Annotated in this window: 8 protein-coding genes and 3 pseudogenes; 9 read left to right on the forward strand and 2 right to left on the reverse strand. The window is 69.5% G+C overall.

All coding sequences use genetic code 11. The features are described 5' to 3' along the window. Positions 1 to 44: 44 nt before the first annotated feature. The 8 genes and pseudogenes from HDA41_RS35965 to HDA41_RS42880 form a co-directional block, all read left to right on the forward strand. Positions 45 to 3,182: a helicase-related protein gene (locus HDA41_RS35965; protein WP_184991515.1), complete on the forward strand. Its 3,138-nt coding sequence runs from the start codon at positions 45 to 47 to the stop codon at positions 3,180 to 3,182. Beyond that, positions 3,179 to 5,032, forward strand: a complete 1,854-nt coding sequence (gene drmB, locus HDA41_RS35970; protein WP_184991518.1) for an MrfA Zn-binding domain-containing protein — start codon at positions 3,179 to 3,181, stop codon at positions 5,030 to 5,032. Before HDA41_RS35965 ends, drmB begins: the two co-directional genes overlap by 4 nt. Beyond that, a complete protein-coding gene (locus HDA41_RS35975; protein WP_184991520.1) occupies positions 5,029 to 6,120 on the forward strand; it encodes a DEAD/DEAH box helicase in 1,092 nt (363 codons plus the stop codon). Before drmB ends, HDA41_RS35975 begins: the two co-directional genes overlap by 4 nt. Positions 6,121 to 6,130: 10 nt before the next feature. Next, positions 6,131 to 6,568: pseudogene (locus HDA41_RS35980) on the forward strand (glycosyl hydrolase); the annotation flags it as partial. 890 nt (positions 6,569 to 7,458) lie between these two features. Beyond that, on the forward strand, positions 7,459 to 7,593 hold the full coding sequence (locus tag HDA41_RS41895; RefSeq protein ID WP_260423383.1) for a hypothetical protein: 135 nt from the start codon (positions 7,459 to 7,461) through the stop codon (positions 7,591 to 7,593). Positions 7,594 to 8,423: 830 nt separating this feature from the next. Further along, a complete protein-coding gene (locus tag HDA41_RS35985; protein ID WP_184991522.1) occupies positions 8,424 to 8,786 on the forward strand; it encodes a hypothetical protein in 363 nt (120 codons plus the stop codon). Beyond that, the gene (locus tag HDA41_RS35990; protein WP_184991525.1) at positions 8,783 to 9,442 is read left to right on the forward strand and encodes a nucleotidyl transferase AbiEii/AbiGii toxin family protein; all 660 of its coding nucleotides are present in this window, start codon (positions 8,783 to 8,785) and stop codon (positions 9,440 to 9,442) included. Before HDA41_RS35985 ends, HDA41_RS35990 begins: the two co-directional genes overlap by 4 nt. Before the next feature lie 18 nt (positions 9,443 to 9,460). Then, positions 9,461 to 9,556: pseudogene (locus HDA41_RS42880) on the forward strand (helix-turn-helix domain-containing protein); the annotation flags it as partial. 87 nt (positions 9,557 to 9,643) lie between these two features. Here HDA41_RS42880 and HDA41_RS35995 read toward each other — a convergent pair. Continuing rightward, a complete protein-coding gene (locus HDA41_RS35995) occupies positions 9,644 to 11,029 on the reverse strand; it encodes a hypothetical protein (RefSeq protein WP_184991527.1) in 1,386 nt (461 codons plus the stop codon). Between HDA41_RS35995 and HDA41_RS41900 the strand changes: the two are divergent. Continuing rightward, positions 10,955 to 11,122: pseudogene (locus tag HDA41_RS41900) on the forward strand (flavoprotein); the annotation flags it as partial. The gene HDA41_RS35995 and the pseudogene HDA41_RS41900 overlap by 75 nt on opposite strands. A gap of 86 nt (positions 11,123 to 11,208) precedes the next feature. Here HDA41_RS41900 and HDA41_RS36000 read toward each other — a convergent pair. Then, entirely contained in the window at positions 11,209 to 12,597 is a 1,389-nt protein-coding gene (locus HDA41_RS36000; RefSeq protein ID WP_184991529.1) for a hypothetical protein, read from the reverse strand. Positions 12,598 to 13,282: the final 685 nt, after the last annotated feature.

A 13,282-nucleotide genomic window follows, 5' to 3' on the forward strand; every position in this document is an offset into this window, starting at 1 on the left:
GTCCCGTGCCCAGCCCCACTCGTACCCGCTTCAGGAGCACCACGTTGGACCCCAGACAGGAACTCGTCTCCTCCTTGCACCGTCGGCTCGTCGGCCCTGCCTTTGGGACACACGAGCTGCTCGAAGCGCCACCGGACCGCGAATACCTCATGGGCACCCTGTATCCACAGGAAGCCGACCTTCAACGGCAGTTGGACCTCGCGGCAGAGGAGCTCGACGGCGCCGGTACAGAGGGCGGCGCCGACGACACGGCGCCCGCGGTGGACCCCGTGCCCGAGTCCAACTCCTGGCTGCCGTCCTCACTCGGCCTCAGCTTCTACACCGACGCAACGACCATCGACGTGCGCTGCGCCGGAGCCCGCTACAAGACTCTGGCCGCCACCGGTGAGCGGGGCCGCCGCTGGGAACGCGTCCCGCTACCCGAAGAGACTCACGCGCTCGGACCCGACCGGGACCACGTCCCCGTGCTCGACGGACGTGCCGAGATCCGCATCCGCAGGCGCGCTTTCGGTTCCGGACAGCTTGTCACCGTAGCCCTGGTGAACATCGCCCACCACGAACCGACCCTGGGCAAGGCCACGCAATGGGACCGGATGCTCTTCCAGATCGAACTGGAAGCGCGGCCCGCGGACGGCGATGTTCTGCCCTACCCGAGCGTGCGGCTGGCCAGCCGTGACCCGGAGGAACAGGAACTGCGTCTGCAGTACCGGCACGTCCGCACACACGCCGTCGGCCACGGATGCGCCGTCGAGGAACGGTATGCCGCGCCCGACGAGCGCGGCGATCGGGCGGTCACGGCTCTCAAGGCCGCCGTCATGCCGGAGGCCGAGGTCAGCGGGGTACGGGCCGCCGGCTTCACCGGCTCCCCCGTACTGAACGTGCTCCACCTCGCCGACCCTTCCGTGCCTCTGGCTCAATTGCATGAGGAACTCGCGGAGTTCGCAGCCGACTATCGGGCCTGGTACGTGGGGCAGCTGAACACCGAGGTCCCCGCATGGGGCCGGGAGGCCGCCGACCGAGTCCTGGCCCGCGTCAACGCCGCCGTCACCCGAATCGAGTCCGGCGTTCGCACCCTCTGCGACCCGGCGCGGCCCGAGCTTCAGCACGCGTTCCGCACCGCGAACCGCGCGATGGCCCTCCAGATGCGGCACTCCGCCCGAGACCAGGCAGGTGAGCGCCGAGCCCGCCGTGACGCGGTGCTCCTCGACCCGGAGCCCAGCCAGGACGCCGTGTGGCGGCCCTTCCAGCTCGCGTTCTTCCTGCTCGCCCTCGACGGCGTGGCAGACCCCCGGCACCGCGACCGGACGACAGCCGACCTGATCTGGTTCCCGACCGGCGGCGGCAAGACGGAGGCCTATCTCCTGCTGGCCGCGTTCGCGATGGTGCTCCGCCGGGGCGAGGAGGACGGTGGGGGCACCGCGGTGCTGAGCCGCTACACCCTGAGCCTGCTCACCACCCAGCAGTTCCAACGCGCGGCCACCACCGTCTGCGCTCTGGAGACGCTGCGCCGCGCCCACCCGGCCCGCTACGGGGACGAGCCCTTCTCCATCGGCCTGTGGGTCGGCGAGGCCACCTCCCCGAACTCGTACGAGAAGGCACGCGCGGTCTTCGACGACGTGCGCGGCGCCGCCCGGCCCGACGACGTCTTCATCCTCGACCGCTGCCCGTGGTGCGGCACACGCATCATGCCCGCCCACAAGTCACCCGACATCGGGGACTACGGAGTACGCGCCACCGCCGACTCCTTCACCTTCTACTGCCCGCGCCGGGAGTGCGCCTTCCACGACGAGCTGCCCGTCGCCGTCGTCGACGAGCAACTGTACGACCGGCCGCCCACCTTCGTCCTGGGCACCGTGGACAAGTTCGCCCGGCTCGCGTGGGAGCCGCGCTCGGGACGGCTGTTCGGCGCGGGCAGCGGGAACCGGCCGCCGTCCCTCGTCATCCAGGACGAGCTGCACCTGCTCACCGGCCCGCTGGGCACCACCGTCGGCCTGTACGAGGCGGCGGTACTCGGGCTGTGCACCGACCGTGACGGGATCGGACCCAAGGTCGTGGCCTCGACGGCGACGATCCGCCGCTCCGGCGAGCAGATCCGCGCCCTCTACGGCAGCCGCGCACAGCTCTTCCCGCCCGCCGGACTCGACGCCCGGCACTCCTACTTCGCCGAACCCGATACCTCCCGCCCCGGCCGCCGCTACCTCGGCGTCATGGCCCAGGGACACACAGCAGGACGCGCCGCCGTCGCCACCGCCGCCGCGATGCTGCAAGGCGCCTACGAACTCCCCGAGGAACACCGCGACGCCTACTGGACGCTGGTCGCCTACCACCACAGCCTCCGCGAACTCGGCCGTACGGTCACGGCCGCGGCCGACGACATCCCCGCACAGCTCACCGGGCTGGACTCGGGTTCGGGAGCCAGAGCACTGCCTGACCACCAGGTACAGGAACTCACCAGCAACCTGCCGCGCGCCGAACAGCCCGTCCTCCTCGACCGGCTCGAAAAACCCTGGAGCGATCCGCAGTCGGTGTCGTTCCTGCCGTGCACCAACATGCTGTCCGTCGGCATCGACGTGAAGAGGCTCGCCCTGATGCTCATGCAGGGGCAGCCCAAGACGACGGCCGAATACATCCAGGCCACCAGCCGGGTCGGCCGGCACACCGTGCCCGGTCTCGTCGTCACCTTCTTCAACGCCACCCGCCCCAGAGACCGTTCGCACTACGAGACCTTCGACGTGTACCACCGCTCCCTCTACCGGCACGTCGAACCGACCAGCGTCACCCCCTGGTCCGTCCCCTCACGTCGGCGTGCCCTGCACGCCGCGCTCGTCATCCTCGTACGCCACCGCCTCGGCCTCGCCGCCGAGAACCAGGCCGGGCACATCCTCGACCGGCTGCCTGAAATGGAAGCCCTTGTCGATGAGCTGGCGGCGCGGGCCGCCGCCGGTGAACCGTATGCCGCCGACGCCGTACGCAAGGAACTCGCGGAACTCCTCGCCGACTGGGAGGACGCCGCCCGCGAGGCCCGCAAGAACGGCCGCGAGCTCTACTACCGCAGCCAGGGCAAGGGACAGTCCAACCTGATCAAGAGCTTCGAGCAGCGCTACGGCCTGTGGGAGACACCGAATTCGATGCGCAACGTCGACCGGGAATGCCAGGTGATGGTGAAGGGAGCCGACCTGTGAGCCGCACACTCCGCGTACGCCAGTCGCAGACCGTTCTGCCGTTCGGTGTCGGGGCCGTCTTCGACATCCAGGGCGAGTCGTTCGTCGCCACGGGGATCGGCGACTGGCCGCAGAAGGCCAAACAGCGGATCGAGTCGCCGCGGCTCGCCGGCCGACTCGGCGTCACGGGCTTCTACGCCGCACCCCCCACCGCCAACGACCGCTTCGACAGCCCCGACGCTCCCGGAGCTCCCTACATCCGCTTCCCGTCCTGGCTGTTCTGCGGGGCATGCCGGCGTATGAAGCGGTGGCGCATCGCCGACGAGAAGCAGGGGCAGCCGCCTCGCTGCCCCTCATGCTCACCCGGCCGGACCCTCGCCCCCATGCGGTTCGTCCAGATCTGCGCGGCCGGTCACCTCGGCGACGTGGACTGGTGGTTCTGGGCTCACTCGCGGCGAGAAGCAGGCGAACGGCGGCAGTGCGGCGAACGCGAGAGGCTCCGTTTCCTGGTGTCCGAGCGCGCCTCCGGCCTCGAAGCGCTCTCCGTCACGTGCACGGCCAAGGAATGCGGGGCATCCCGCGACCTGCTCGACATCCTCGGCACACACGGCATGCGCTGTTCGGGACGCAACCCCTGGCAGCGGGCCAACGAGGCCACGGAGTGCGCCATGCCCGTCCAGATCGTGCAGCGCACGGCGGGCAACCTGTACTACCCGGTCGTGCACTCGGCGCTCGACATCCCCGAGTCGGACGCGCCTGCAGCGCACGGAGACGAGGAACTCGCCGAACGCGTACGCGAGCACGACCTGTGGGTGTCGCTCTGCCGGGTCGCAGGCACCCCACGGGCCGATGTCTTCCGCACGATGATCCAGGAGGACACCGGCGCCGACGACCACCTTCTCGATGCCCTTCTCGCCGAGGAGACCGGGCAGCCCTTGCCCGTCGCATCATCCGATCCGGGCTTGGCGCCCACCCGCCCCGACCTCAGCCGCGAGGAGTGGGCCGCCTTCACCGCGCCGACCCCACCCGCCACTAGGGACTTCACGCTGCGCGATACCACCCTCGGGCTCGGCCAGGAGATCGCCGAACCCTGGGCCGGCCTGCACCGCCGCATCGGCCGGATCGTGCTCGCCGACCGATTGCGCGAAGTACGCGCACTGTCCGGCTTCAGCCGGGTCTCCCCGGATGCGGCTCTCGTTCCCGCCGACACCGCCCGGCGCCTCAAGTGGCTCCCGGCCGTCGAAGTCTTCGGAGAAGGCATCCTCCTCACCCTCGACAAGGCGGAACTCACCTCGTGGGAAAACGGCCTGGAGGTGCGCCGGCGCGTCGCGGGCATGCGTGCCGACCTCGACCGCTCCTTTCAGAAAGAACGGCTCCAAGCCCTGACCGGGGAAGAACTCTCCCCGCGCTTCGTCCTTCTGCACACCCTTGCCCACCTGCTGATCCGCCAGCTCTCCTTCGAATCCGGCTACACGACGGCCAGCCTGCGCGAACGCGTCTACGCACGCCCCGAACAGGATCAGTACGGCATCCTCGTCTACACCGCCGCGGGAGACGCCGAAGGCACCCTCGGCGGGCTCGTACAGCAGGGCGAGCCGCCGCGCCTCGCCGAGACCCTGCTGCGGATGACCGAAGCCGCCGCCTGGTGCTCAGCCGACCCCCTCTGCGCCGAACACACCGGCCAGGGCTTCGGCAACCTCAACCGTGCGGCGTGCCACGCCTGTGCCCTGCTGCCCGAGACGAGCTGCGAGACCGGCAACACTCTCCTCGACCGCGCTCTCGTCGTCGGCGGCGAACAGGTACCCGGCTACCTGGAGTCGATCGTCACTGCTGCCCGGAGCTCCGCGGTGGATGCCCTGGAGGAAATGTGACCCTCACGTACCTCGACCTCGTACCGGAACAGCGCTTCTGCCTCGACGGCCTTCCCTTTGACGGTAATCACCTGATCAGCGGACCGCCCGGCAGCGGCAAGAGTCTCCTGGCGGTCCAACGGGCCATCATGCTCGCCCTCACCGGAACCCCGGCGGTCCTGCTGACCCGGTCCAATCTGCTCCGTCAGTCACTGGCCGCGACCGTACACGCGCTCGGCCCGGCGGACCGCAGCGTGCGCGTGGCGACCGCGCACGCGTGGCTCACCGAGTGGTACGGCGGACAGCCGGCGCGTGGTACGGACGGCTGGTTCGACTGGCCCGCCTTCTACGACCGTGCCGTGGAGACCGGCCCGGTGCCCGGACTCACCCTGGTCGTCGACGAAGGGCAGGACCTCCCGCCGGAGTTCTATCGCCTCTGCCGACTGCTCGGAGCCCGGACGACCGTGTTCGCGGACGAGTGCCAGCGGCTGACCGACGCCAACTCCACGCTCGGTGAGATCGCCGAGCGGTTGGGCCGCTGTACATCTCTCACACTGGGCGGCAACCATCGCAACACACGCCAGATCGCGTCCCTTGCCGCCCACTTCCACACGGGAACCGGTCTGCCCGTCCTCCCGGAACGGGAAGGGCCGCCCCCGCGCCTGCACCGTCTGCCGCACGGCGGCGCGGCCGACCTGCTGGTCCTGCTGGCGCAAAGGCACCCGCAGCAGAGCATCGGCGTGATCGTGAACTCCACCGAAACCCAGTTCTCGCTGCTCGGCAGTCTGGAGCGCAGAGCGCCCCGGCTCAGACCGCGGTTGTACACGTCCCGCGCCCGGGCGGCCCAGAGCCGATACCGCACGCTGGACCTCGGCCGCCCGGGGATCGTGCTCGTCCACCGGGCGAGCGCCAAAGGGCTGGGCTTCGACACCGTCGTCATCCCCGACACGCACACGGACGCGGCGGTCGACCCCACTTCGGCAGCCCTGCGCATGACGTACTACGTTCTGGCGACCCGGGCACGACGTGAACTCCACTTGGCGTACGAGGGAGAAACGGAGCCACCCCTGTGTGCGCAGGTGGGACCAGGGGACCTGCTGCGCGGATGACGAAGGAGCCCTGGCCGCCGCGAGTCTGGCGTCCACCGTCGGCAGTCGGTGTCGCCTCCGCGCCACGATCGACGCGGGGAAGGGAAGCTACAGCGACATCCGGCCGGCCGGACGGCGTGGCCCGTCCAACTACGGCGGCCAGGCGGTCAAACCGAAGGTCACGCCCGTCATGGCGGACAAGCCCGTGCCGACCAACGACTGGTGGTCCTCGCTGATCTTCCAGCGATTCGCCTCCAATCCGTGGTCGGAGAACATGTACGGCCACTTCCTGAGCTACAAGGCGGTCTACGGCGGCCTGGAGGTCGGCTACCCGACGGACCACCAGATCGTCGGCGGCGGCCGCCAGTACGAGTTCGCGCACAAGGCCGATCTGACCCTCGGCCTGGCGGACCTCAACTCCCCGGACGCCAAGGCGGACGGGTGGAGCGACTGGACCGTTACCACCTACCACTGGATCGCTACGATGAACTCCCTCGGCGTCCCCCGACACGACGATCACGGCCAACACCCCCGACGGCCGTCGCCTTCGACAAGGGCGGCACCCTGACCTACGCCGCGCACAACTACGGCGCCGAGGAGTGCTCGGTGCTCTTCGACGTCCTGAACGCCCCGGCAAAGTCGACCGCGTCCGGAGCGGGCGACGACACACAGCTCGCCACACTGTGCGGCGCCACGGGCGGCGGCGAGGAACCCCCGCCCGATGACGAGAAGCCGTCCGCGCTCGGCACCCCGGTCGCCGCCGACGTCACCGAGACTTCGGTCGAACTGACCCGGGACCCCGGCGACCGACGACAAGGGCATCAAGAACTACGACCTCTTCCGCGGCACCACCAAGGTCGCCGCCATCACCGGCACCACGCACAAGGAGACCGGGCCCACCCCCGGCACCGAGTACACCTACACCGTCAGGGCCCGCGACACGGCGAACCAGGTCGGGCCGGCCAGCGCCGGCGTGACCGTCACCACCGCCGGCGACCCGCTCCCCGCCGTACGTCACGGGCGACACTTTCTACCTGCGCTCCGGCCGCCCGCTCGCCACCGAGGCGACCGCGACGGGCTCCTCGGACACCGTTGCGTCCGCGGGCGGCACCAACAACGACGGAACGCCCAAGAACCTGCTCGTCTACGAGGTGAAGAACGTCAAGGGCGCGTTGAAGGCGGCGCAGGCACCGCCTTCACGTTCAAGGCTGACGCCGGCACCAACGTCGGGTACGCCCAGCAAGCCCGGGTCTCCTACGCCCTGACCGGCGACGGCACATTCGACCGCGTCGAGAGGTACCGCTACTTCGCCACCGACCCGGTCACCGGCTGGCAGGACTACTCGCGGCCCGGCAGGGGTTGCACTCGTCCTCGGGCACCCTGGGCGACCTGAACGGCGGAACCGTCCGCGTCGAGATCTGGAGCGGGCTCGGCAACGGCCCATCCACCGTCGAGGTGGGCAAGGGCTCCGTCCTGATCATCCCGTATGCCTGACGCGGAGACCGGTCTGCGCCCCGGGAGGGCCTCCACACCAGGACCGGAAGGTGTGAGCCCTCGAACACCCGGCGTCTGCTGACCGGTCAGGCAATTCGAAGTAGGCCCATAGGCTCTGGGCACGGCCCTTGACCTGCGACGGCAGGCAGGGAGCAGACAAACCGGGAGCTTCTTCATGCTGCGCACCATGTCAAGTCCAAGATCTAGCGTTTGGGTGTTTCTGCAGGTCAGCGGCTTGATAGCTCCGCTCGGGTCAGCAAACGGTCAGCATCGGGCGCGGGAGCGTCCCAGCTTGCTGACCAGGTGGCCGTCATGACGGGGGACCTGGACACAGGTGCCTGGCCCCCGCTCGGGAGGTTCGCTGCGTGACTCGACAGCTCGTCCGCGGCATGGGGCCTGAGGATGCGGGCTGCGTTCGGGACCGAAGCGGCGTGCCTTATAGATGCCGATTGCCCCCTCTGGCCGCTAACGCGACCTCGCCCGCCCTGTTGTCCTTCTCGTCCACTGCGCCGGCGCCATGGGCCTCGGCTTCGGCACCGTCGTCATTTCCGACACCGAGACCGAAGCCGCAGCCGACTCCACTGCGGCGGCCCTCCGCGTGACCCGCTGCGTCATGATCGCCCGCGCCCGCGAGCGGGGCTGGTCCCGGGTCTGCAGGGCAGCCGGTTGCCGCGCCACCTGGGGGCCTGCGCGGGTAGGCGATGATGCGCCAAGCACCCACTGGGTGATATGTCAGAGGGAAGGGCGGGTGGCCGCCCGACCTGTGTACGTACGATGGGGGGACCCCCGTATCCGCCATGCCGCCGCCTCCCAGCAGCGATACTGGATGCATGGACACGACGATCACCGCCCCCCGCGCCGAGGTGCTGCGGGACCGCTACCGCAGCCGACTGCCCGAGCGCTTGCAGGAGCTGGCCGGCCCCGTCGAGGGCAGCGTGGACCTGCCGCTCCACATCGTCTGGTCCGGGCGGACGAGCTACAGCCTGGACCGTCCGAAGTCCCGCATGACGCTCTACCGGACCGTCCTCGCCGAAGGACTGAGTGAGGACCTGGTGGCCCTCCTCCACCACCGGCTGCTCACCGAGCAGTGGCCCGTGCTGCGGCGCTTGATCAGTCCCTACATCCGCGAGGTCTGGGAGGACGCCTTCTCCGAGCTGCTCCGCACCGCTCCAGCCGACACGACCGCCGCGTGAAGCTCACTCCGCTCCATGAGCGTCTCCTCGCCGACATCCTCGACCTCGGCTCCCCCTACCCTCTGGTCCTCACCGGCGGATACGCCGTGCAGGCCCACGGCCTGGTCGAACGCTTCAGCCGTGACCTCGACGTCGCCACCGAGAACCCCGCTCCGATGCAGGAGATCGTCGCCTCACTCACAGCAGGCCTCAGCGCGCGCGGATGGCGGACCACGCACGTCCAGACCGATCCGCTCAGCGGCCGGTTCCTCGTCACCGATCCGGACACCGGCGAGGAGTGCGAGGTCGACGTCCTCAAGGAGGCGTTCTGGGCTCCGCCCGCCCAGACACCCTACGGCCCCGTTCTTTCCCTCGACGACGTGATCGGCACCAAGGTCCGTGCCCTCGCCGATCGCGGCACCGTCCGCGACCTCATCGACGTCCAGGCTGCCTCCCGCCACCGCTCCACCGCCGACCTCGAATCCCTGGGCCGCCGTCGCGCCCACGACGAGTTCAGCCTCGAAAACCTCCGGGACCGGCTGATCGGCGCGGACTGGTACGAGGATGAGGACTACACCGCGTACGGGCTCACCTCCCGGCAGATCGAAGAACTCAAGGCGTGGGCGCTGGAGTGGGCGGAGGATCTGGGTGCGCGGATCCATGACGAGAACGCCTGAGGTCACGCGTCATCCCCTGTTCTGGAGCAGGAGCTGGCCAAAGGATCGGTCGCGCACGGCTGGCCGGATCAGACCTGGACCCTGGCCAGGATCAAGACGCTGATCGAACACCGTTCCATAGTCAGTGGCTTGGCGTACTCCCGGTCGATCTGATCGCGCACCTGGCGCAGCCGCGCCAGGTCGCTCAGCTTCGCCCCGCCGCTACTCGGGTGGGCCGTAGGTGATCTCCAGCGAATGCTCCTCCAGGCTGCGGAGCGTCAGTTGATCGTCCCGGACCTCATTGAGCAGGAAGAGCTCCCGCGTCCGACACTCCTCGCACAGGCTGACGGCGGCGAACGGCCAGAGGTCGACCGGAGCCCCGTACGGGGCACTGTCCACGTAGATGCGGTCGGGCCGTAGCGGCTGAGTGCTCGACCGCTCAAACGGCTCCCAGCTTGGATGGCTGCCTCTCAGCCGGAGACCGACGATCCGGTACGAGCCCTCGTCGAGGTACTCGCACCGCTCCACCCAGTCCCACTGCGTCCCAGAGAGCCAGCTGACCGCACTGATCGCCCGCACGATGTGTGGTTCCAGCCGCTCGACGTCCTCCGCCAGTTGGTGGCTGGCGCGGACGCCGTGCGCGTGGTGCGAGGTGTTCCTGAAGTCCTTGATGTGGCCCAAGAGGGCGCGTGCGTTGCCCCGGTCGCGCACGGTGGCGAGCTGTTGGACGCGGGGCGCGATTCCCTCGGACTCCAGCCGGTCGAGGATCCAGAGCCAGGTGCCGAAGGTGGCGCCGGTCCGGAACTGCTTGCGCAGTTTCCGGGAGAAGCCGTTCGACGCGGCCAGCTCGGTGAGCGCCAGCACGCCCAGCACCCGGGCCAGGCCCTCGCCCAGCTTGAGCAGTCCGTCCTTCCGCTCCGCCGGGTGTGTGCTGACCCGGTACCGACGGGACAGCGCGGCGGCGTGGTGCGGAAAGCTCCACTCGGCGCGCGAGATCGGGTCGTCCAGCGGGCGTACGAGTTCGCCGATCAGGCCGGCCTCGTGGGCGGCGAACCTGATCTCGTTCCGAACCCCCTGAACGTCCCGTTCGCCGCTGCCGAAGACGTTGGGCAGGATTCCCGACATCGTGGTCCGGAGTGCGCGCCGTCCCTCCTGCACGGTTTCCAGGAGGCTCTCCACCTCGCTGTCGGTCACCAGGTCGACAGGGACGTGCGTGTCCAGCAGATCGCGAGCGCTGGGGTACTGACCGTTGTCCTTGCGGGAGTTCAACCACTCGCAGAGCGCCTGGCCGCTTTGCGGCGGGTGAACCCGGGTGGTCTCCAACCTGGCCAGGTTACGCAGCAGTTCGAATTGGCCGTCGAGTTCCGGTCGGTAGAAGAGCGCGGATGGGGTCTCGCAACCCACCCGCGTCCTGCTGTCGTCGATCCAGGCGTCCGGAGCGGTCGGGTGCACTTCGCGTCGGAGGTGATCCATCGGATCCACCTGCAGCGGTAGGTGGACGAACTCGCGCAGCTCGGGATCCGGCTCGTACGCGCCCACCCGGCGTACGGCAGGAGCCTGGACCAGTTGCGGGAGATGGGCGTGCTCGTGGGGTCGTATGAACCGCACCAGCCGAAGGCCGGCGGGGGAGCGGAGTGTTTTCAGTGGGAGGAGGCACTGGAGCTCTTGGAGGGCAGGAGCGCAGATCTCTTCGGACGGTGATCGGGGGGCGAGGCCAGCGCTCCTGGCCGTCAGCCGGTTCTGTCCGTCCAGAGGTCGTCCGGACAGAACTTGTCCTCAGGGGCGGGTCACCGGCCCGAGCCCGGGCGAGGCTCCTTGCCCTGTCCCGGCAACAGCCGCAGGGCGAAGACAGAGCCGTCGGCGTGGACGGAGACCGGACCGCCCCAGTCCTTGTCGAAGGTGAGGCGGGGGCGGACGTGGCGGCTCGCGTGGACGAGGGCGCGGTACTCCTCGATGTCGCCCCTGGCGAGGAGTCGGAAGACCTCCTCGTCCACGCCGGAGAACGCCTCGACGCGGGGGCCGTTGAGGCGGAAGACGTGGTCGGTGCCGACGTACTCGTTGCCGAGGAGGGTGTGGACGGCGTCCTGGATGCTCATGCTGGCCGCGTGTTCGAGGCCGGTGAAGCGTTTGCGGCCCTGCCGGTCGGTCAGGTGGCGGGCCGTGGCGTGGCCGGAGCCGGTGAAAGCCATGAGGCTCGCCGCGGTGGTGTGGGCCAGGGACTCCTGGAACCAGGCGTAGTCCTTCGGCTGCACGTGGCAGCCCCGTACGGGCTCCGGTGCCACCAGGTCCTCGGCCGGCGGGTGGATGTCCGGCATCACGTTCGCCTGGAACGGCGGGGCGTTCCGGTTCACTTCCCGCCCTTCTGTCGGGGACAGCCGCCCACCACTGCCCGGTGCCTGGAGGGCGTGGACGGTCATCGTGCCGCCGTCCGTCGGGAGCTGCGTGCTGAACAGCAGGCTGGGGGTCTCGTTCCACGCGCCGATGTGGACCGCTTCGGCGTGGGCCGAGGCGGAGGCCAGTTGCTCGGCGGAGGTGGCGGAGTCGCTGTGGTTGCCCTTGCAGGCGACGGGGATGCCAAGGGACGGCTCGCCCGGCCGCCAGACCTCGGCGAAGTACTGGGGACGATAGCGGTACTTCACCTTCTCGCCCTTGTCCCTGCTGGTGAGGGCCCAGCCCGCGCGTAACGCCGTGTCGGCGGGGACGATCGTCACCGAATGGTCGGGAAAACGGCTGCGCAGCATGTGCTCGGTGAGCGTGAGCGCGAAGCCGATGCCGAGCTCGCCGGACTGCAGCGACTTGTAGTGGTCCGCGATGCGGTGGCCTTCGTCGGTGAGGCCGAGGAAGGAGTCACGACCGCCGGCCAGGGCCTGGGCGTACTTGAGTGCGCCCCAGTGCTCCGCCAGCCCCCGGCCCGCACCACGCCACGACAGGGCAGTGGCCCGGGCGAGGGTGTGGAGCACGTCCCAGAGGGTCACTTTGAACTGCCGGGGCAGCTCCGTCGGCAGGATCGGGACGAGGGCGGGCTTCCGGCGGAGCGGCTCGTCCTCATTCTCCTTGCGCTTCTCGTCGTCCGCCGCGATGGCGGCCTTCACCTTCCCGACGAGTGCGTCGTCGGAGTGGACGGAGACGTTCGAGGGCCGGGTCAGGTCCTGGAGCACTTCCTCGGTCGGCTTCAACAGCTCTCCTTCACGGTGTGCGAGGGCGGTTCGCCATCGGCTGGACCGTACGGAAGGGAGGAGCGGCGCACACAAGTGCGCAGGGGCGCGTGACCTGGACTTTGGCCCGGGCGGGCCGGTGTCGGCGCCTTGGCCCCGCCTCGCTCGTGAGTTCCACGCTGCCGGGCCTTGGGCGGGCGGCAGGCAGCGAGCCGGCTTCCGGGGCGGTCGAGCGCCGACCGGCCGAGGGCCAAAGGGACCGTGTTCCACGAACCAGAGCGATGCCGGTGCCCGACAGGTCGGTGCGTGGAGGCACGTCGTCCGTGTGCAGAGCGGTCTCCCGCATCTTTGATGGCTCATCAGGTAAGTCAGCATCCGGTCAGCACCCCCGAGTCGCCGGGCTTTCCCGGGGGATTGCCTGAACAGGCGCCGGTGCGGCGCGAAAGCCCAGGCGTGAAGCCGTCTCGCCCGAGCGGAGCGATGTTCCTCACCTTCCTCGACCGGCGTGTCCCGGTGTACAGTCGAGACTGCCCTTGACCTGCACAAAGCAGGCAGGGAGCCGTCTTCCAGGAGTCCAAAGTGCTGCGTACTTTGTTCAAGTCCAAGATCTAGCATCTGGGCATTTGTACAGGTCAGAGGCATGATCGAGCCGCTCGGGTCAGCAAACGGTCAGCATGGGGCGCGGAGGCGTTCTGGCTTGCTGACC

It is taken from the genome of Streptomyces caelestis, from assembly GCF_014205255.1.
In the GTDB taxonomy this organism is placed as follows: domain Bacteria; phylum Actinomycetota; class Actinomycetes; order Streptomycetales; family Streptomycetaceae; genus Streptomyces; species Streptomyces caelestis.